11 protein-coding genes are annotated in these 20230 nt (G+C 66.5%); 2 read left to right on the forward strand and 9 right to left on the reverse strand.

The window, feature by feature from the left end; all coding sequences use genetic code 11:
- Nucleotides 1-40: 40 nt before the first annotated feature.
- Nucleotides 41-1411, reverse strand: a complete 1371-nt coding sequence (locus tag IHV25_RS04465; protein ID WP_192533898.1) for a gamma-glutamyltransferase — start codon at nt 1409-1411, stop codon at nt 41-43.
- Between IHV25_RS04465 and IHV25_RS04470 the strand changes: the two genes are divergently transcribed.
- Nucleotides 1410-2786 carry a M48 family metalloprotease gene (locus IHV25_RS04470; protein WP_192533899.1) on the forward strand — a complete coding sequence of 459 codons (1377 nt, stop codon included), beginning with the start codon at nt 1410-1412 and terminating at the stop codon, nt 2784-2786. The two genes, IHV25_RS04465 and IHV25_RS04470, sit on opposite strands and share 2 nt — an antisense overlap.
- 424 nt (nt 2787-3210) lie before the next feature.
- On the opposite strand, the gene IHV25_RS04475 is transcribed toward IHV25_RS04470, so the two are convergent.
- From IHV25_RS04475 to IHV25_RS04505, 7 genes are all read right to left on the reverse strand, one after another.
- Nucleotides 3211-3921 carry a hypothetical protein gene (locus tag IHV25_RS04475; protein WP_192533900.1) on the reverse strand — a complete coding sequence of 237 codons (711 nt, stop codon included), beginning with the start codon at nt 3919-3921 and terminating at the stop codon, nt 3211-3213.
- 344 nt (nt 3922-4265) lie between these two features.
- On the reverse strand, nt 4266-4979 hold the full coding sequence (locus tag IHV25_RS04480) for a hypothetical protein (RefSeq protein ID WP_192533901.1): 714 nt from the start codon (nt 4977-4979) through the stop codon (nt 4266-4268).
- Between the two features lie 817 nt (nt 4980-5796).
- A complete protein-coding gene (locus IHV25_RS04485; protein WP_192533902.1) occupies nt 5797-7950 on the reverse strand; it encodes a hypothetical protein in 2154 nt (717 codons plus the stop codon).
- Nucleotides 7951-8234: 284 nt separating this feature from the next.
- Entirely contained in the window at nt 8235-10187 is a 1953-nt protein-coding gene (locus tag IHV25_RS04490; protein ID WP_192533903.1) for a cation:proton antiporter domain-containing protein, read from the reverse strand.
- Between the two features lie 829 nt (nt 10188-11016).
- On the reverse strand, nt 11017-12024 hold the full coding sequence (locus IHV25_RS04495; RefSeq protein ID WP_192533904.1) for an NAD-dependent epimerase/dehydratase family protein: 1008 nt from the start codon (nt 12022-12024) through the stop codon (nt 11017-11019).
- Between the two features lie 56 nt (nt 12025-12080).
- Nucleotides 12081-14021, reverse strand: coding sequence for an acetate--CoA ligase (gene acs / locus IHV25_RS04500; protein ID WP_192533905.1), 1941 nt, complete (start codon nt 14019-14021; stop codon nt 12081-12083).
- 1084 nt (nt 14022-15105) lie between these two features.
- The gene (locus tag IHV25_RS04505; protein ID WP_192533906.1) at nt 15106-16335 is read right to left on the reverse strand and encodes a hypothetical protein; all 1230 of its coding nucleotides are present in this window, start codon (nt 16333-16335) and stop codon (nt 15106-15108) included.
- Between the two features lie 688 nt (nt 16336-17023).
- Here IHV25_RS04505 and IHV25_RS04510 point away from each other — a divergent pair.
- A complete protein-coding gene (locus IHV25_RS04510) occupies nt 17024-18481 on the forward strand; it encodes a flagellin N-terminal helical domain-containing protein (protein WP_192533907.1) in 1458 nt (485 codons plus the stop codon).
- Between the two features lie 332 nt (nt 18482-18813).
- Here IHV25_RS04510 and IHV25_RS04515 read toward each other — a convergent pair whose 3' ends face one another.
- Nucleotides 18814-20187, reverse strand: coding sequence for a phosphohexomutase domain-containing protein (locus IHV25_RS04515; RefSeq protein WP_192533908.1), 1374 nt, complete (start codon nt 20185-20187; stop codon nt 18814-18816).
- Between the last annotated feature and the right edge of the window lie 43 nt (nt 20188-20230).

The raw sequence follows: 20230 nt of genomic DNA on the forward strand, positions 1-20230 counted from the left end.
AATGTGTGAGCGGTCGGGAACGTGGCGGGCGCGCGGGGCCTTACAGCCCGGACTGGAGCGCGTAGCCGGAGCCCCTCGGATCGGCCTGGGCCCGGCAGCTGGCCGGGTTGGGCGGAATCCCCTCGGGGCACGACAGCACGTTGACCCGGGCCGAGGCACCGGTCGGCGGGGCCGCGTCCCGAATGGCGTCTGCCGGGGGTGTGCCCTCGTCAAGGGCTTCCACGACCGACTGCAGGGCCCCGGCCGGTCCCGTGTCCGCCTGGCTGGCGGAGGCCCGGAACTCCTTGCTGTTCTGGTTGACCAGAAGCAGGGCCTGGCCCGGGACACTCCCGCCTGCGCCAATGAGGAAGCCGCGTCCGGGCACCACGTCTCCGGTCCCGAAGGGGGCGCCCAGGCTCAGGATGCACGCGACGGCGTTGCCGCTGCGGTCCGCGACCGAGAAGGTGGTGGTCCCGGCGCTGGCGGCGGGGCTCCCGTTTCCGAAGAGAGCGTGAAGGCGTCCGTTGCCCAGCTTCGTGCCCTCGGACGGGGCCCAGGCCGGCAGGACGTCCTGGAGGCTCTCCTGCGAGAGGCGGTGGCCTGTTGCGCTGTATCCCGCCAGAACCTCGCGGGCAATGGGGCCGCGATGAAGAACGCCCGGGCCCTGCTGTCTCAGGCTGCCCAGGGTGCTGGCCAGGTCCGGGAAGCGGACCGTGTCCCCCTCCCGGGCCATGCGCAGCGCGTCATAGGCGGAGCCGGACGGGCCCGCGCTCCGGGGCGGCATCTCGGCCAGGCGCGCGTGCAGCGCCCGGGAGACGGGGAAGCCGAACCGGGCCAGGTTCTCGGAGGGCACCAGCAGGCCCTCCCAGCGCAGGGAGCCGTGGCGGGCGTGAAGCGCATAAAGGCCCCGGGCCAGTGCCGGCGTCATGGCGGTTCCCGGTGCGGAAGGATTGAAGGACAGGCTCTCGACCGTATTGTTCTTGGCGTTCCAGGCGAGGCACGTTCCCTCGGATCCGATCCCGGCGGCGACCGGATAGGTCACCCCCAGGGTGAAGGCGAGGGCAACGGCGGCGTCGGCCGCGTTCCCGCCCGAGGACAGGACATCGCGGGCCACAAGAACCGCTCGCGGCTCGTCCGCCGTCACAAGCCCGGAAAACCCCTGGACATAGCCGATGGTTCCCGGGGCCCGGTGTTCCGCACAGCCCGCAAGGAGGGCGCCCGCGCTGCCAAGAAGAAGGGCGGCCAGGCGGGCCCGGCCCCAGCCCCAGCCCGAGCGCTTGCCGGAGCCCGCAGGCGTTGATGCCGGACGTCCCGACGGCAGAAGCCGTGATGCCAGAGGTCTCGATGCCAGATGTCTCGATGATTGACGGGTCCGGCGAAAGTCCCTAGCTTTTTCGGGAGAAACGTGTCTCGCGGGCGGAGTATTCAGCATGGGCTTTTCAGTTCCTTCAAGAGCGGTGGCGGGCCTGGTGCTCGCTTTTCTCGGAGTGGCGCTTGTGCTTGCGCCCGGACATGCCTGGGCGCGCGGCGTCTCCCTGATCCGGGATTCGGAGATCGAGCATACCCTCAGGGACTACGCGGCGCCCTTGCTGCGCGCCGCCGGTATCGGGGAGTCTGCCGTAACATTCCGTCTTGTCAACGATGATTCCGTTAACGCCTTCGCCACCACCGAGATGCGGGTTTTCATCAACTCGGGTCTGATTATCCGCGCCGAGGATCCGGGCGAGCTGAAGGGCGTTCTGGCCCACGAGGTGGGGCATCTGGCCGGCGGGCACCTGCTGCGGCTGCAGGACCAGATGTTCCAGGCCCAGGTGACAAGCCTGATCGGAGCCATCGCGGGCGCGGTGGCGGGCATGGCGTCCGGACGCCCGGACCTGGGCGCGGCGGTCCTTCTGGGGTCCACCCATGCGGCCGGGCGGGATTTCCTGTCCTTCACCCGGGCCCAGGAAAACGCGGCCGACTCCTTCGCCCTGAAAGTGCTGGAGCAGACCGGCCAGTCCGCCCGGGGCATGATGAACTTTTTCGAGGTCATGAAGGGGCAGGAGGTTCTTTATTCCGACGCAAAGGACGCCTACACCCGGACCCACCCCCTGACCCAGGACCGCATGGACCTGATCGCCCAGCATGTGGCCCGGTCCGCGTACAGCGCCAATGAGAGCTCGCTTCAGGACCGGACCTCGTTTGCCCGGATGAAGGCCAAGCTGTTCGCCTTTCTGAAGCCCGCCTCCCAGACGCTCCAGCGTTATCCTGTTGGTCGGGATACCAGCGTGGCGGGGCGCTATGCCCAGTCCATTGCCTACTACCGGATGTCGGACCTTTCGCGGGCTCTCCCCCTGCTGGACGGGCTGATCGCCGAGTTTCCCCGGGACGCCTATTTCCATGAGCTTCGGGGCCAGATGCTCTTCGAGCACCAGAGGCTGGAGGAGGCGAAGGCGTCCTACGCCACCGCAACCCGGCTCATGCCCACCGAGCCGCTGCTTCTGATCGCCCTCGCTCACGTGAACAACGAGCTGGGCGGGACGGCCAATTTCGAGGCCGCGCGCACGGCGGCCCAGGCGGCCCTGACCATGGAGCCGGACAACCCGTTCGGCTGGCGGCAGCTGGCAAACGCCTATGGCGGGTTGTCGGACGAGGGGCGGGCGGCCTGGGCCATGGCCGAAATGTCCCTCTCGCGTGGGGATCCGAAGGAGGCGCAGATCCAGGCAAAGCGCGCCGAGGCCAAACTGCCCGCCGGTGCGAAGGAACGGGTGCGCCTGAAGGATCTGGAGGCGGAGGCCGAGCGCCAGATCAAGCGCCGCGGTCTGTAGACGCTTCGGGCGCCGGGGCCTGTAAAGGCCCGGGATGACGGGACGGCGGGACGCTCCCCGTTTGGGGCACGGTTGGGACCGGGCGCCCTCGCGCGCCGTGTCCTCCGGCCGAGCTCTCCGGTGAGAGCGCCACGTGGGCGGGCAGGGCGGGTGGCGTGGCGGCCCGGCACCGGCAGGGCCGTGCGGCCCGGAAAGAACAGGGCCCTGAAGGGCGGACACAAAAGGAAAAAAGGCCCGGGACTGCGGTTCCGGGCCTTTCTGCAACACGTATTGGATAGGGGCGTCCGGCCCTGTTGACAGGGCGCTGCCTCCTGACGGTCCCGGTCCTTTGTCCGCGGTGGACGGGGTCCGGCGGATCCCGGTGTTCCGGTCAACGGGCCCGAAAGACCTCCGGGCCCGATCCGGCTCCGTCAGGAGGGCGGCCTCACGCCTCTGCTTTTGCCGCTTTTGCTTTCCGGCGCGCCGTGACACCGGCACCGGCCAGGGCTGTGCCCAGAAGGACCAGGGCGCCCGGCAGGGGCACGTCGCCGACGGGCTCGCCGAAGCTCATGCTCGCATCATAGCTCACCCGGTATCCCGTCAGATCCAGGGATTTTCCCTCCGCTCCGTAGGCGCCCGCGATACTCATCGTGTAGTCTCCGGCTGCGAGATTTGAGAAGACATGGAGCGAGGTGTTGTGGGTGCCAGCCGTCCGGACATCCTGTGTCCCGTCCGCCCGCGTAAGGCGTACGATCAGGGTTTTGTCAGCGACGTCAAGGGATTGGGCGCCAAGGCTCAGGGTGAGGGACAGGGTTGCTCCCGTCTTCAGGCTGAAGCTGTAGGAATCCGAGAACTCCTGGTTTGAGCCTGAGGGCACAGGGGCTGTGAACACCTCCGTAAGCCAGCTGTCGGATCCGGCTTTCTTGCCCGCAACAAGGTGGAGCAGATCCTTCTTGTTGTCGTACTTCTGGAAGATACCGGTCAGCTGGGCGCCGTTGGCGTCCCTCTCCGACAGGGAGGTGCTGAAGCTTCCGAGCTTGATCCGGTAGTCCCTGGCCTCGGCCGTCGCCGGAGCAAACACGGCAGAGGCAAACAGGGCTGCAGCGCCAAAAAGCAGGCCGGACAGGGCACTCCGGCTGACAGGCGTATGGAACATTGTATCCTCATCACAATCTGTGTGCCAGGTCCGCCCGGTGGGACGGTCGGTCGTCGTGTCCGTGCGGGTGACCTGGAAAGCAGTGTTTCGGGGCTCGCCGGGAGCCGCAGGGTTGCCGTCCGGCAGGTGGGGTGACTGTCATTCAATTCACGCCGGCCGTGACGGGAGGGGCTCTCATTGCGAGAGGTTAAAATGAATTCCTGTGCATGTATCCACGTGTGCAGGCAGGTCCGACCGGCGGTCCCGCCCCCAGGTCCGCGGTGGACGGGGGCTTGCGGATCCCGGTGTTCCGGTCAAGGGGCCCGAAAGACCTCCGGGCCCGATCCGGCTCTGTCAGGAGGGCGTCACGCCTCTGCTTTTGCCGCTTTTGCTGTCCGGCGCGCCGTGATACCGGCACCGGCAAGGGCCGTGCCCAGAAGGACAAGGGCACCCGGCAGGGGCACGTCACCAAGCGGTTCGCTGAAGGTCATGCCACTGACATATCCGATGTGGAACTTGCCTCTCTCGGGATTGATTTCGGGGGTGTAGGCTCCCGAGATCCTGAGCACGTAGTTCCCGGCCTCCAGGTTGGCCCACAGGGTGGAGAAGCGCTCCGCGGTGGACACGTCCGAGGTTCTCAGGAAGCCGTTCGGGCCCTCGAGCTTGACCGAAAGCAGGCCATCGGTGAAGTCACGGGTCGAGTTCTCCCAGAGCCGCAGGCTGAAGGCCATGGATGCGGCGGTTTTCAGGGAAAAGCTGTAGGCGTCGCTGAAGGTGGCGGCCGTGTTTCCGCTTCCCTTGGGAGCCGAATAGAAGCTGGTCTCCCAGGTGGTCCTGTCCGGTCGTTTGCCCCAGAGGTAGTGCTTGACCGATTCGCGTTCAAAGGGTCTCCAGAATTCGCCGTTCAGGACCACGGTGGAGGCGTCCCATGGCTTCCCGGCCTGTCCGAAGCTTCCCATATTCAGCGAGTAGTCCGCTGCGCTGGCTGTGGCCGGTGCGAACGCTGTGGACGCCAGGAGGGCGATCGCCCCCAGGACGGCGCCAAGCAGCCGGTTCCTGCGGATGGTGGGGTGTATCATGTCATCCTCATCAGGTGCAGTCCGCCGGGATGTCCCGGCGAGGGGTGCTGGGTGCCTGACAGAGGAACCGACAGTCGCCGTGCCACAGGATCGGTGCTGCAAAATTTACCGGGGTCCGGTGGGAGGCCGTTGCCTTAATTCCCTGTCAGGCCTTTTTAATATAACAGTCAGATCGTGTTAAAAAAGGAGGCCCCCCGGAATTCGCGTATTTGTAATGAATCTGCACCTGCAATTGCGAGTTGATATAGAAGTTTCTGATAATAACACCCAAGGGGTGTGGTTTGGGAGGTGCGCGTTCGGAAAATCGTTGTGTCTGAAGGGGTCGTGAGGCCGAATCGAGGCGGCGGATTTTCTCTTTACGCGTGCCTTTCACGCTCAGGTGGCGTTCCGCCGGGCTCTTCGCCCGTCTCCGGTGGAGGGGCCGATTGCGTGTCAGATCGCCTATAGCGTGTGTGGTGGCGAAGGGCCGTCACGACCCGGCGGCGCCGCTCCGGGAGGCGGGATCCGATGGGGCCTCACCGGCCCGGGGAGAGGGCCGGGGGGCGGCCCTTCTGAGGGAGCGCGGTCTTCTGGCCGGGACGCTGTCCGTCACCGTATGGGAGCTGCGTGTGGGGTGGGGCCGGGGCGGGGTGTCCGGTCCTTTGCCCCGGCAGCGGCGGCGTTCCGGGCGCGAGGGGTCTGTCGCGCCCGGTGTGCGGGGTCCGGTGGTGGTCCGCCGGCGTGGTGGCCCCGGGTTCGGGGTTTTGGCCCGCCGGCGCTGGCCCGGGGTGTTGGCCCGCCGCCGTTGGGTTGGCCCGCCGGCCCGGGGCCCTTGTCCCTAGGGCAGATCCAGGGTCCGGATCAGGGTCTCAAGCGCGTTTCGGGCATCGGTCTCCACTTTCCGGGCCGCGTCGCGCTTCTTTTCCAGGTCTGCGCGCCGGGTCTCCAGCTCGGTCATCCGGGCCAGGAAGTGTTTCTGCAGATCCGAGCCCTTGGGAACCGCTCCGAGGTTGTCGCGGATGTCCTCCTGGGCCGAGGAAATGTCCGCCAGATCGCTGGCGATCCTTCCGATCTCGTCCCGGGCGCCCGCGGCTTTGGACGCGGCCTCCGTGAGGGTCTTCATGGCGGCCTTTTCCGCGTCCGACAGGGCGCCGTCCGAGGACAGTCCGGCCAGGGTGTCGATATCCAGCTGGTGGGCGGCCATGCTCTCGAAGGTCGTGCGTTCCATCGTGACCGGAAGGGCGACCTCGCTGTTCGGATCCAGCACCAGGGTCAGCCGGTGGCTCGACGAGGTGGCCTCGGTGGCCCGGATCCCGTCAGGCGCGTTGAAGGTCCAGCCCGGAATTTTCGGGACGTCCAGCACCACGGTGCGCGGCACATCGGCGGCCGAGCGCAGATGATAGGTGGTCACGATGCGCTCCACCCGTTTCACCCGCAGGGTTCCGCCCGAGGCCGAGAGGCCGCCGGTCTGCTGCGAGGGCCGGGCCTCGGTCATGACCGTGATCTCGTTGTCCACGGCAAAGTCCAGAAGCCGGGTCTCGCCCTTCGGGAAGACGCCAAGGCGCGCGTCCCCAAGGTAGGCAAGGCCGCCGGGCCCCTCCTGGAACAGGCTGACCGGTCCCGGGGGCAGGGCGCTTGCGGTTGCGTTTTCCAGGCGCACGGCGGCCATGGGGGTCAGGGCCCCGTTCGCCGGCATGACATGCACGATCCGTTCGGCCGGGACCGCCTCGTCCACCAGGGGCGCCAGAAGCGACTGGCCGCTGGCCAGGGTGATGGGGCCCGGAAGGGTGAACAGGACCTGGGCCGTGATGTCCGCCACTTCGGTGGCCAGCGGATCCGGCATGTCGAACCCGTCGGCGGCAAGGAAGGAATCGGTTTCCGGGCCGCTGTTGCGCTCGCGCATCGCGCCGGCTGTGGCGACCGCCGGGCTTGGGGCGGCGAGGCCCTGTTTGCGGGCCTGGAACTCCTGGGCCCCGGATCCCGGAAGGACGGAGCTGTCCGCGAGGCCGAACGCCCCCGCGTCGGGAGCCGGGAGCACGCGGCCATAGACCTCCACAGGGACCGTCGGGCGGACCACATGGTAGGGGCTGTACAGATCCTGGCGGAAGGTGACCGGATTGCCCGAAAGCAGGGTCAGGCGCACATCGGTCCAGTCCTGGCCCGAGAGGTTCTCGAGAGTGGCCCAGCCGGCAAGGCGCGCGGTCTGGCGCTCCCGGGCCGGGCCCGGGGTGGGGGCCGGGCTCGGGGCGGGAGTGGGGGCCCGGGCCTCGGACGGCAGGGTCAGGCGGTAGCTGCTTTTCCACAGGGGCACCTCGGCCACATGGGCAAGGCGCACGGTTCGGGTCTCCCCCTTGGCCAGGGTGATGGTCAGGGTGCGGGTGTCCTTCTCCCGGGCGCCCTCGAGGGCCGCCAGAGCATCGTCAACGGCCTTGCGCACGCCGTCGTCCAGGAAGTTCAGGCTGCGGATGTCCTCCACCAGAACCTGCCCCAGCCCCTTGTCCGACCACACACCCAGCCGGTGGCGGACGATCACCTCGTCGGTTCCGGGAACCGGGGTCAGCTCCTGGCTGACCGAGACAATCTGGCCCTCAATGGAGGCGGGGCCGCTGACCGCGACCCGGGCGCCTTTCAGAGCCTCCAGAAGGCGGGGCAGGGAGTCCAGATCCTGGCGGCTGAAGGGCAGATCCCGGAACCGCTCGTCCAGCGGCGAGCGGACGGCAAGGCGGGCGTAGGCCGGGGCTCCGGCCGGGTCGGAGACAGACAGGGAGCGCAGCACGTCCGCCACCTGGTCCAGGCGAACCGTCAGGCTCAGGGTTCCGGCGCCCTTGACCGGCGCCTCGTACTCGAACAGGGCGACCCCGCCGGTCGAGTAGAGGATGCTTTTCAGGGCGGGCTCCTCAGGCGGCGCGGCTACCGGAGAACCCGGTGCCCCCAACACAGCGGTTCCGAGAATTGCCCCCACAGCAAGGGGGCGCAACAGCACAGCACGCATGGACAGACTCCTTGGCGATCGGGCCGCCTCCGGTCCGGGACCGCCCCTTCGGGACGCGCGTCGTGAGCGGCATGGAATCATTCTATCACAGGTCGAGCCCACGGCGAGAGGGATCCATCCGTGCATGACGGGCCGGTTCGCGCTGTGCGCTGTTGGCCGGATGGGCAGGCAGGCGGAGGGAGACAACGGCCCGCCGCCCCCGCCGGGGCCGCCAGGCTGCGTGAGGCGAAACGGGGAGGGGGCGCCAGAGACACAGGCGCCCCGTCGTTTGGAACGCGCCGTGATCAGGCGGTTTCGCGCACCGGCCGGAGCCCCACCCGGAAGTCATCCACCATCTTGTCGGCGCTGGCGTCATCCATGCCCACATTGCGCAGGGCGAAGGCCATCATGGCAAGCCCCAGCTCCTGCTCGCCCATGATGGCCCGGTCCACGCCCGAGCGCTCCAGGAACGAGCGTTCGGACTCGTCATGGGTGCGGGCCGTGATGGTCAGGCCCGGGTTCATGGCGATGGCGCTCTGGACCACCTGGCGCACCATGAAGCTGTCGGGAATGGCCACGATCAGAAGGCGGGCCCGGGCGATATGCGCTTCCTCCAGCAGAAACGGGTCCGTTGCGTCTCCCATGAGGGCGATCTGGCCCTTCTGGCGCAGCGCGGTCACGCAGCCCGGGTTTTCCTCGATGGTCACAAACGGGACGTTGGCGATGTCGAAGGCCCGGGCGATCAGGGAGCCCACGCGTCCGTAGCCCACGATCACCGCGTGCCCCTCCAGCAGGGATTCATCCACCGTGACCGGAAGTCGGGACAGGGGATTGCGGCGCACCCGCTTGTCCAGTGAGTGCATGCCCGGGCGGTTCCGGATGATGCGCTCAATCGGTCCCAGGAGCCAGAACACCACCGGATTGAAGGCAATAGAGATCAGGGCTCCCGCAAGGATGTAGGTCAGGCCCTCCACCGGAAGAACCCCGAGCGAGATGCCGAAGCTTCCCAGGATGAAGGAGAACTCGCCGATCTGGGCCAGCGACGCCGAGACCGTCAGCGCCGTGGACACGGGGTAGCGGAACAGAAGCACGATCCCGAACGCGGCCAGGGACTTGCCCACCACGATGACCGCGACCACCGACAGAACGTGCAGCGGTTCCTCGATCAGGATGGTGGGGTCAAACAGCATGCCGATGGAGACAAAGAACAGGACCGCAAAGGCGTCCTTCAGGGGCAGGGTGTCCTCCGCCGCCTGGTGCGAGAGCTTGGACTCGCTCATGACCACCCCGGCGAAGAAGGCGCCCAGGGCCACCGATACCCCGAACAGCACCGAGGACAGGTACGCAATCCCCAGGGCAAGGGCCAGAACCGTCAGGGTGAACAGCTCGCGCGAGCCGAACCGGGCGGCGCGCTCCAGCAGCCAGGGCAGGGCCCGGCGCCCGACAATCAGCATCAGGCTGATGAACACCGCCACCTTCAGGATGGTGACCCCGAGGGCGACCCAGATGATGTGGGTCGGCAGGAAGTTGTTCAGGAACGAGAGCGATACAATCGAGATCAGGGTCGAGAACCAGGAGCCGGGCCGGGCCGGAAGGGCCGGTGCGGTTTCCTGGCCGTTCAACAGCACTCCCGCATCGCCCCCGGTGGCAAAGGCGGCAATGGCCGGCAGCAGGACCAGGGCGATAATCATCGCCAGGTCCTCCACGATCAGCCAGCCGATGGCAATGCGCCCGTTATGGGTCTGGACGGCCTTGCGGTTCTCAAGGGCCCGCAGAAGGACCACCGTACTGGCCACCGACAGGGACAGGCCGAAGACAAAGCCCGCTATGGGTTTCCAGCCCCAGATCAGGGCGAGGCAGGTTCCGATGGAGGTGGCCGTCAGGATCTGCCCGATGGCCCCCGGCACGGCAATGCGCCTCACGGCCCAGAGATCCCGGACCGAGAAGTGCAGGCCGACCCCCAGCATCAGCAGCATGATCCCGATATCTGCGAGCTGGCGGGCCATGGTGGTGTCGGCCACGAAGCCCGGGGTGTGGGGCCCGACGCAAATGCCCGCCATCAGGTAGCCCACCAGGGGGGACATCCTCAGGCGCGCGGCAATCCAGCCCAGGACCAGGGCCACCAGCAGGCTCATGGCGATGGTGGCGACGAGAGGGACATCGTGTGTTCCGGCCGCATTGGCCGCCCCGGTGGCGACGGCAGCCGCGTCTTGAACGGCACTGGTTGCGGTGGCGGTCAGGAACGGCTCGTTCGTCATGTCACTCTTTCACGTTTGTGTCGTCGTCGGAGATCCGGGGAGGCCCGGGGGAGATCCGGGGAGGCCGGGGCGTCTGGCGTCACGCTGCCGGGAGGGAGAGACCTCTACCGGAGCGTGAGGCATTGTCACAAATGAGGGCGGCTCTGAAAAGGGGGGCGGTCGCTTTTGGGCGAAATAAAGCGGCAAATCACGGCTGTGGAGGCCTCCGGAGGGTGTTCGCGGCCACCGGGTCCGGTTTTCACGGGGTGGAGTGGTCGGGGAGTCGGGCGCCGGGCCCGGTGCGGGGCCCGGTGCGGTGCTCTGGGGTTCGGCGTGACCGGGGTGGCGGCGCGGGCCTCCCCGGTGCCCGCCGGGGCCGGGTGGTGGCTCGGGTGTAACGCCGGGGGGCGTGACCGGGGGAGGCTGGCCTCCTCGGTGCTCGCTTGGGGCGGGGGACGGGTGCCAACCGCGTTGCCGCGTGGTGTGGCCGGCCGGGAGCCTTGCTCTTCCGGGTGGCGCGGGTCTGGGGCGCACCGTCCGGGTACACGGGAGGCCCGGTCCGCTGTCTCCGGGGAGGTGCCCTTTCCCCTGAGGATGGTGTTTTCCTGTCTCCGGTGTCCGCTTTCCGACCAGCGGGCGCGGGACAGCATTCCGCCGGATGGTCTCCATTTTCCGACCCGGGAGGGGGAGCTTTCCCCGGGGCCCCTTGTCGTGCTCGGGTGGGCCGTGCCAGAAGGTGGAGCGTCCCGCGTTACGGCTTTCGGTCCTCCCCTCCCGGCAAGGGGGGGGGAGGATGTCGTGGGTGCGTCCCGTGGCCCGGCTGCCTTTCCCGGAAAGCCGGGGCGTGGGCTCAGACGTTGTAGAACGTGCGGTACCAGTCCACGAACCGGCGGACCCCCGTCTCGACGCAGACGGACGGCGCGTAGCCGGTGGCCGCCGCCAGCTCCGAGGTGTCGGCCCAGGTCGAGGGCACGTCACCCGCCTGCATGGGCTGAAGGTCCATGATGGCCGCCTTGCCAAGCGCCTGCTCCAGAACCCGGATGTAGCGCAGCAGTTCCACCGGCTGGGAGGCTCCGATGTTGAAGATGCGGAAAGGCCCGGCGGGGCTTGTGGCCGGGTCGGGGATGCCGCGCGCGGCCATGTCCGGTTCGGGCGGGCAGGCGGTGGCCCGCAGGACGCCGTCCACGATGTCGTCAATGTAGGTGAAGTCCCGGACCATCTGCCCTTTGTTGAACACGGGGATCGGGCGGTTCTCCAGGATGGCGGCGGTGAAGGAGAACAGGGCCATGTCCGGGCGTCCCCAGGGACCGTAGACCGTGAAAAAGCGTAGCGCCGTCACCGGGAGCCGGAACAGGTGGGCATACGAGTGGGCCATGAGCTCGCCCGAGCGCTTCGTGGCCGCATAGAACGTCAGCGGGTGGTCGGCGGGATGGTGCTCGCTGAAGGGCTGGGTCGTGTTGGCGCCGTACACCGAGCTGGTGGACGCATAGACCAGGTGCGCGACGCGCACGGCCCGGCAGGCCTCCAGCACGGAGAAGGTGCCGGCCAGGTTGGAGTCCATGTAGGCTTTCGGGTTTTCAATACTGTAGCGGACGCCCGCCTGGGCGGCCATGTGCAGGACAAGCCGGGGCCGGTGACGCTTGAACACGTCAAGGACGGCCCCGGAGTCCGCAAGGTCGATCCGCTCCTCGCAGAACGAGGGGAAGGCCTCCAGTCTGCGGGTGCGGGCCTCTTTCAGGCCCACGTCGTAGTAGGGTGTGTAACAGTCAACCCCGATAACCCGGTTCCCCTGCCCGAGAAGGCGGAACGCAAGGGCGTTTCCGATAAATCCCGCAGATCCGGTCACCAGAACGGGCATTCCTGACTCCTTGTAGTTGCCCCCGCACGAACCGGTGCCCGAGCGGGGGCCGGAAATCAGGTGGCAGGGCGGCTTTCGATAAGATCCTGAACGACCGAGGGATCCGCCAGCGTGGATGTGTCGCTCAGGGAATCATAGTCGTTCTCGGCGATCTTGCGCAAGATGCGCCGCATGATCTTTCCGGAGCGGGTCTTGGGAAGGCCGGGGGCCCACTGGATCACGTCGGGCGTGGCAATGGGGCCGATTTCCTTGCGAACCCACTGCACAAGCTCCTTGCGCAGATCCTCGGACTCCGGCTCGCCGCTCACCAGGGTGACGTAGGCGTAGATGCCCTGTCCCTTGATGTCGTGCGGGTAGCCCACAACCGCGGATTCCGCCACCTTCGGGTGCGCCACCAGAGCGGACTCGATCTCGGCCGTTCCCATGCGGTGACCGGACACGTTGATCACGTCGTCGATGCGGCCGGTGATCCAGTAGTAGCCGTCCTCGTCGCGCCGGCAGCCGTCGCCGCTGAAGTAGTAGCCCTTGTAGGTGCTGAAGTAGGTGTCCACAAAGCGGTCGTGGTCGCCGTAGACGCTGCGCATCTGCCCGGGCCAGGAATCCCCGATACACAGGGCTCCCTCCACGGCGCCGCTGAGCTCGTTGCCCTCCCCGTCGACGATGACGGGCTGGACACCGAAGAACGGCGTGGTGGCCGAGCCGGGCTTGAGGTCCGTGGCACCCGCAAGCGGGGCGATCAGGTGGCCGCCGGTCTCGGTCTGCCACCAGGTGTCAATGACCGGGCAGCGGGCATCCCCCACAACGTGGTAGTACCAGAGCCAGGCTTCCGGGTTGATGGGCTCGCCCACGGTGGCCAGGATCCGCAGCGAGGCCCGCGAGGTCTTCTTGACCGGAGCCTCGCCCTCGCGCATCAGGGCGCGGATGGCGGTGGGGGCGGTGTAGAAGATGTTGACCTTGTGCTTGTCGACCACCTCCCAGAACCGCGAGACGGTGGGGTAGGTGGGAATGCCCTCGAACATGACCGTGGTCGCGCCGTTGGCCAGCGGGCCGTACACAAGGTAGCTGTGTCCGGTGATCCAGCCCACGTCGGCGGTACACCAGAAAACCTCGCCCTCGCGGTAGTCAAACACGTACTCGTGGGTCATGGACGCGTACACCAGGTAACCGCCCTGGGTGTGCAGAACGCCCTTCGGCTTTCCGGTGGAGCCGGAGGTGTACAGGATGAACAGCGGGTCTTCCGCGTTCATTTCCTCGGGCGCGCAGTCGGTGGGCTGGTTGGCCACGATGTCGTGGTACCAGACGTCCCGGCCGGCGGCCATGTTGACGTCGTTGCCGGTGTTGCGCACAACGATCACGTTGCGGATGGAGGGGCACTGCTCGACGGCGCGGTCAACCGTGCTCTTGAGGGCGAAGGTGCGACCACCGCGGCGCCCCTCGTCGGCGGTGATGACGACGCAGCACTCGGCGTCCTGGATCCGGTCGCGGATGGAGTCCGACGAGAAGCCGCCGAAGACCACCGAGTGCGCCGCTCCGATGCGGGCGCAGGCCAGCATGGCCACCGCGGCCTCGGGAATCATGGGCATGTAAAGGCAGACCCGGTCACCCTTCTTCACACCCATCTCGCGCATGGCGTTGCCCAGGCGGCAGACCCGCTCGTACAGGTCGCGGTAGGTGATGTACTCGGATTTGGAGGGGTCGTCGCCTTCCCAGATGATGGCGGTCTGGTCGCCGCGGGTCGCAAGGTGCCGGTCCAGGCAGTTCGCCGAGACGTTCAGGGTTCCGTCGTAGAACCAGCGGATGTGAACGTCGTGGGGGTCGAAGGAGGTGTCCTTGACCTTCGTGTAGGGCTTGATCCAGTCAATGCGCTTTCCATGCTCGCCCCAGAAACCTTCCGGGTCTTTGATGGAGTGCTCATACATTTCCTTATAACGTTGGGCGTTGGCATGGGCGGTCGATGCCAGGGCCTCAGGAACGGGAAAAAGAGTTTCATCGGTCATGTTGGATCTTCCTGAACTGCAAAAGCCATTATTTTCAGGCGGCTTTCTTGTTTTTTTATACGCAGGATCGTTCCTGCGGGCTTGGTGGGGTACCGTGTCCCCGGGGTCGGAAAGCGAAAAGCTTGCGGTGCGAAGCTATAGGTCGGGAGCATAGCCGCCCGCCCCGGACAAGAAAAGCAAAAAAAGAACCGCACCGGGAGAGATGTCCAGAGCGCCCGGAATGCGGGGCGGACCCGTGCCCGGGGCCACGGAGGAGGGGCCCGGAGTTGCGGGGACGGCCGATCGGGGCCGGGGCGTTCACCTTTTTCCAGGCGCGCTTCCGTTGACCCCGTTTCAGGCCCTCCCGCGTGCGGAAAAGGGCGTTGCCTCGCAGGCCCGTTCGGAGGGAGTTTGGCTCTGCGCCCGTCGGGCGGGCATTCCCATCGGGTGTGGAACCGGCCGGGTGATCGGCTCAACTGCACGGGGCGGTCCCGCCGTGGGCAGGCTGGACGGTGCTTCCCGCGCGGGTTCCGCGGTCCCGCTACAGTCGGCGTTACCGCTGGGGGGGGGGTAGGGGGAGGGGCGCGGCCTGTCCGGGCGCGCTCTCCGCGCTCGGGTCTTTATGGTGGGTTTTTCAGCGTTCGGTTATTAGCGATGTCCGGCGCGGTGCGGGGAGGGGTGCAGCAACAGGCGCCAGTCACCCCGACGCGGCCTGTCGCGGCGGCTGTTGCGCGGACGCGGCCTGGGGTGGGGCTGTCGTGGTGTGGTGCCGATTCCCGAGCGCTGTCCGGCTGTCTGGCGCGGGGAAAGGGGACGGTTGTCGGCCTGTCCCGACGCCTGTTGCGCGGGAGCGGACAGCAAAAGAGGCGGCAAGCGGGGGGCTCGCATGGCCCTTCAGTGTCGGTGATGCGTCGTCACGTACGCGCATCGGGCCCTTCAGTGTCGAGGGGTGGCCGCACGCCCCTGGAAGGGCACGGCATCGCGCTCCCAACAGGGCGCCAGCCTCCAAACGGCGTCATGACCGCCGGATCTGCCCTGTCTTTTGCCCGGGAACCAGCTTCAGGGGGCGGGCGGGACGCCCTGTCTGCCCCTGTCTCGGGCCCCGTCAGCCCATGATATCGAAGAACGGGTTCTTCTTGCCCATGGACACCATGGTGGACTGGAACACCTGGACATACGCCTGCTGGGCCTGGGTCATGACGTCGTACTGCTGTTGCATGACATCGAACTGCCGCCGGTATTCCTTCTCGACGTCCTGCTTGTCGAGATACTCGAGGCTGGCGAGTTTCTGGCGTTCCTTTGCGATGTCCTTGAGGCTTTCGGAGAATCGCTTCTCGGCTTTTGTGAGCGCGCGCAGGTCGCCCTCGAAGGCCGTCTTGGCGGCGAAGACCTTGAAGCCGGCGGACGACAGGTCGCTGCGCATGGCCTCGAAGCCCTTCTCGTCCATCGTGTAGAGGCACGATGGGCCAACGCCCAGCCCGCCCTGTTTGAGCGTGCCGGTGATTTTGACCGTCTCGTCTCCGTCCTTGTAGCTCAGGGTGATTTGGTCTCCCGAGCGCTCCTCCAGGGTGAGATCCTTGAAGGCGACGGTCTTGTCCTTGCCGCCGCTCGCGTGGGGCTGGTGCGGGTTGTAGTCCTTGTAGAGTGTGAGGTTGCCCCCCGAGCCGTAGGTGCCCTGCGAGACATCGGTGGAGGTGGTTGCGTCGTAGTACGACGGTGACCAGACCGTTTTGGCGTCGAGTTCGATTCGGAAGTCCGAGCCGAGGAACTGGCCGCTGATGGTCGAGTCGGATCGGGCATTCGGCCTGGCCCGATACTCCAGGGAGTTGGGGGCCCACACCGCCCAGTCCCGCGGCGAGCCGATCAGATTGTTGGAGGAGTTGTAGTCGTTGGCCGCATCGTTCAGGCGGGCGAGGGCGTTGTCGTACTTCGACTTGTAATACGCAAGGTCGCTCTGGTTGCCCCCCTTGTGGGCCTCCTCCATGTTTCCGAGGGCCGTTCGCATCTCCTCGATGGATTTCTCGACGGTCTCGATTCCATGGGGTCCATACTTTTTGCCCTTCAGGGCTTTCTCCAGGCCGGTCTTCGCGGTCGCCAGATCCTTCATGACCCTGAAGATCCGCTTTTCATCGAGATCCAGCGCCTTGGCCTGGGCCTGGTACTCGAGGGCGACCTTTTCTTTCTCGCCCTCCATCTCGGTGTAAAGCCGGGCCGCCTGATGCCCCATTCCGGCCTCGGCGAACGGGTTCAGTGTCGAGGGCCGTGCTGTCAGGGCATTCGGCCCGATTCGCGAGCTCATGGGCATCAGCGACGACATAAGGGGGGAAATGGCCATTTCCGGAGTCTCCCTGGCATTCTGCTTGGAACCGTCCGAATGTCGGAGGCAGTTGAATAAGGGAAGTGCTGTCGAACGGCCATCGTATCGCGAAGGACAGGAACTGTCCACATTGGAAGTGGAGTCGGTGCTTCCGGTCGTTGCGGGGGTAAGAAATCAGGGGTGGGATCCGGCAGTAATGCCCCTGTGAAACCGCCCGTTTTTCCGGGTCTGTCCTGTCTGTTCCGGGCGAACCGGTCGCGCGAAAGTAAAAGCCCGGTTTGCGGGCCGCCCCGGGCCGGGGAGGGAATCGGCCTTCTTTGTCTTGGTGCGCGTGTTGATGTCTGCGCGAGTCGGGTTTTTTCTTGTATTTATTCAGTAAAACAGGGCGTTTCTCCCCGCCGTCATCCGCAGTTCAGGATCCGGGGTGGCGACGGCGGCGGGCGGGCTTTTTCGTGTTTTTCTTCGATTTCCCTCACTTTTTCTCATTCAATTGACTCCTTATGGTCTCTTTGCTATGGTCCAAAATCGGGTGGCATGCATCGGCCTAAAGAAACTTCAGGTTGGAGCGTGCGTGACGACACCCGAAAGTCCCCGGCCTCCGGGGACTCCGTTTTTTACGGAACCTACCCTCGGGCAAACCCGGGGGGCGGGGCCCTGAAAACGCCCCGCCATGCTAAACATTTTTATCCTAGAAAGGGATAGAACCATGGCTAAAGCAGTGACCCTCTCCTCCGCCTCCATGTCGAACCTGTTGTCCCTGCAGAACACGCAGTCCCTCGTGGACCGCACGCAGGGCCGTCTGTCCACCGGCAAGGCGGTGAACTCGGCGCTTGATGACGCGATGGCGTTCTTCAAGAACCGCAACCTGACCAATCGCGCCAGCGACCTGGCCGACATCAAGAAAGACATCCAAAACGGCGTGAACGTGATTAAGGAAGCGGTCGACTCTCTCGAGCAGATCGACTCCCTCCTGAAGAACGCCAAGGCCGCCGCCCAGTCCGTGAAGGCGGAAAAGGATGCCGACGTCCGCAAGAACTACATCAAGCAGATCAACGACACGCTGGAGCAGATCGTCCAGCTGGCGGCGGACTCCAACTACGACGGCATCAACCTGATCCAGAACGTCAAGGATGTGGGGCTGGACACGGATGCTGGAGAAGCGGCGAAAGCGAAGCTCGCTGCCGGCAGCACCCTGACCGAAGCCGATTTGACCAACGAAAAACGCACGGAGTACGCGGGCAAGGCCTTTGACGCGGCCCTTGCGGAAAAGGGTGAGGCCCTTTTTGAGAAGGGAACGGGCGCCAAGGAAATCAAGGTCAAAGCGCAGTCGGACTACGGCACCAAGGATGTCACGCTGACTGATGCCCTTGATGAGTCGTCCAAGCTTGAGAACATCGAGGCTTGGGACTCCGGGGCTGTTGGTAAGGTCAAGAAACACACCGACGGCAATTACTACCTCGTTACGGAAGCAAAAAAGGGAACGAAGGTCGACACTGCTGCTCTGAAAAACGAGCTCGTCTCGAAAGCAAACGCAGCCTCGGGCGGTTCTCTTGACGCGAACAGCGCGCTCGTCGGCAAGGAGAAGGTCAAAAATCTGGTGTCCGGCGGCGGCACCGATACCCGTGATCTTCAGACCCGCGTGAACGAGGAGGTTGCCAACAACCGCGAAGCGTATCAGGACAAGAACGGATACGTCGCGCCGGAGCGTCTGACGGTCATCTTCTCGGAGCAGGACCGTGACCGCAAGATCGATGTGAACGCCAAGTCTCTGAGCTCGCTGCTCACCGGTCTGGTGAACGGTAACGGGGCCAAGGAAATCACGGTTGATGACTGGCACAAGCCCCAGGTTGCTGGGGATGTGAACGGCCCGAAGGTTGTCGATACGGACAAGATCGACGCGTTCATCGCGAGCGTCGAGAAGGCCCGCAAGCAGGTTCAGGCCTACTCTGCCGAGCTCGGTAACTACTCGTCCATCATGTCGACCCGTTCCGAGTGGACCGACAACACCATCAACACCCTGAAGGGTGGTGGTGCGGATCTGGTCAACGCCAACATGAACGAGGAATCGGCCAACATGCTGGCACTGCAGACCCGCCAGCAGCTCGGTGTGATTGCGCTCTCCATCGCGCAGCAGTCCGAGCAGGCCGTCCTGCGTCTGTTCTAGGATCTGTTCCGGCGGGCGGTTCGCCGCCCGTTTCCGGACCGTTCCGGTCACCGACCTTCGGCCTTTCGTCAGGCCAGAGAAACGAGCGGGTTCCTCCCGCTCGTTTTTTTTGTGCCCGTCCCCGGCGGAGGGACTGTAACGGCCGGTCGTGTGGCGGCTCGGGTGCATTTCGATGTGGGGTGCGTGGCGGTTGGCACCGTCGTGCGGGCGCGGCCGGCTGCTCCAGGCCGGACGGCTAGATTCCCGGTGGTGGCAGGCGTTCCCCGGGGGAACGGATCAGCCCCGCTCAGGCAACCGCCCACTCCGGTCTGGCAGCGGTCCAAATCCCCCCGTCAGGGCACGGCGTTCAGGGCCGCATTCAGGTAGGCGTCCAGGTCGTTGCGTATCGTGTCCAGGGTTGCGGCATCCGTGGCCTCGGCCCGCGCGACCAGGGCGGCCTGGGTGTTGGACACCCGCAATAGCCACCAGCCGCCGGGGCGGCGCACCCGGACGCCGTCAATCTCCGAGACGTCGGCGCGTTCCGCCCGCAGGCGCTCGCGCACACGCTCCACCACCGCCCACTTCCGGCTGTCGGCGCAGGGAATGCGGATCTCGGGCGTGGTGGCCCGCGGCGGCAGGGCACCCACCCACTCGGACAGCGGCCCGTCCAGGGCGGCGACTTCCCCCAGCACCCGCACGGCGGCATACAGGGCATCGTCAAAACCGTGGTAGGCGTCCGCAAAAAACACGTGGCCGCTCATTTCCCCCGCAAGGAGCGCCCCCAACTCCACCATCTTGCGCCGGATCAGCGTGTGCCCCGTGCGGCAGACGACCGGGCGGGCGCCCATGGCGCGCAGGGTCTCGAACAGGACATCGCTGGATTTCACGTCCGCAAGCACAGCGGTGCCCGGATGGCGCGCAAGAACCCCCCGGGCCAGGAGAAGCAGGAACAGGTCCGCGGGCAGGACGCGCCCGGTGGGGTCCACGACGCCCAGACGGTCGCCATCCGCGTCGAAGGCCAGCCCCACGTCCGCCTGCAGGCGCACCACGGCGTCCTGCAACTGGGTCAGGGTTGCCGGATCCGCAGGGTCCGGGTGGTGGGCCGGAAAGCGCCCGTCAACGGCGGCGTTGATCACGTGGTGGTTGCCCGGCAGGCGCGCGCACAGGGCCTCCACGCATGGCCCCGCCGCCCCGTTGCCCGGATCCCAGACCACCCGCAGTGGCCGGGCGCCCGGTGGCCAGCCCCGCAGCAGCTCGGCCACATAGGCGGGCTGGAGGTCGACACGCCGGCGCTCTCCCGCACCGGAGGCAAACGCCCCCCGGGAGGCCAGGTAGCCCAGCTCGGCCACGCCCCGTCCCGAGAGCGAGCGCCGTGCGCGCATCATCTTGAAGCCGTTGTGACCGGCGGGATTGTGGGAGCCCGTGACCTGGATGGCGCCGTCCGACTCCCGGGTCATGTGGGCGTAATAGACCAGCGGTGTGGGGGCGATCCCCAAATCCGAGACCCGGGCCCCCGTGGACAGGAGCCCCTCGGCAAGCGCGTCGCACAGCTCCGGGGAGGACAGGCGTCCGTCACGTCCGACAAACACGTGGGGGTGGGGCGTTGTGTCCCTCAGCACGGTGCCGAAGACCTGCCCCAGAACCCGGGCGTCCTCGGCAAAGAGGGTCTCGCCCACGATGCCGCGGATATCGTATTCGCGCAGGATCCCGGGATGAAAACAGTGCACGGACAACTCCCCTCGAGTTCGCGGACCGGGCGCACGGCCCGGT

Source organism: Phaeovibrio sulfidiphilus, from assembly GCF_014861485.1.
GTDB classification, from domain to species: domain Bacteria; phylum Pseudomonadota; class Alphaproteobacteria; order Rhodospirillales; family Rhodospirillaceae; genus Phaeovibrio; species Phaeovibrio sulfidiphilus.

Bases quoted from the DNA above. Each gene is read 5' to 3' on its own strand.
- IHV25_RS04485 (WP_192533902.1), bottom strand. From the start codon at position 7,950: ATGCGTGCTGTGCTGTTGCGCCCCCTTGCTGTGGGGGCAATTCTCGGA.
- IHV25_RS04480 (WP_192533901.1), bottom strand. From the start codon at position 4,979: ATGATACACCCCACCATCCGCAGGAACCGGCTGCTTGGCGCCGTCCTG.
- IHV25_RS04475 (WP_192533900.1), bottom strand. From the start codon at position 3,921: ATGTTCCATACGCCTGTCAGCCGGAGTGCCCTGTCCGGCCTGCTTTTT.
- IHV25_RS04510 (WP_192533907.1), top strand. From the start codon at position 17,024: ATGGCTAAAGCAGTGACCCTCTCCTCCGCCTCCATGTCGAACCTGTTG.
- IHV25_RS04495 (WP_192533904.1), bottom strand. From the start codon at position 12,024: ATGCCCGTTCTGGTGACCGGATCTGCGGGATTTATCGGAAACGCCCTT.
- acs (WP_192533905.1), bottom strand. From the start codon at position 14,021: ATGACCGATGAAACTCTTTTTCCCGTTCCTGAGGCCCTGGCATCGACC.
- IHV25_RS04465 (WP_192533898.1), bottom strand. From the start codon at position 1,411: ATGCTGAATACTCCGCCCGCGAGACACGTTTCTCCCGAAAAAGCTAGG.
- IHV25_RS04470 (WP_192533899.1), top strand. From the start codon at position 1,410: ATGGGCTTTTCAGTTCCTTCAAGAGCGGTGGCGGGCCTGGTGCTCGCT.
- IHV25_RS04490 (WP_192533903.1), bottom strand. From the start codon at position 10,187: ATGACGAACGAGCCGTTCCTGACCGCCACCGCAACCAGTGCCGTTCAA.
- IHV25_RS04505 (WP_192533906.1), bottom strand. From the start codon at position 16,335: ATGGCCATTTCCCCCCTTATGTCGTCGCTGATGCCCATGAGCTCGCGA.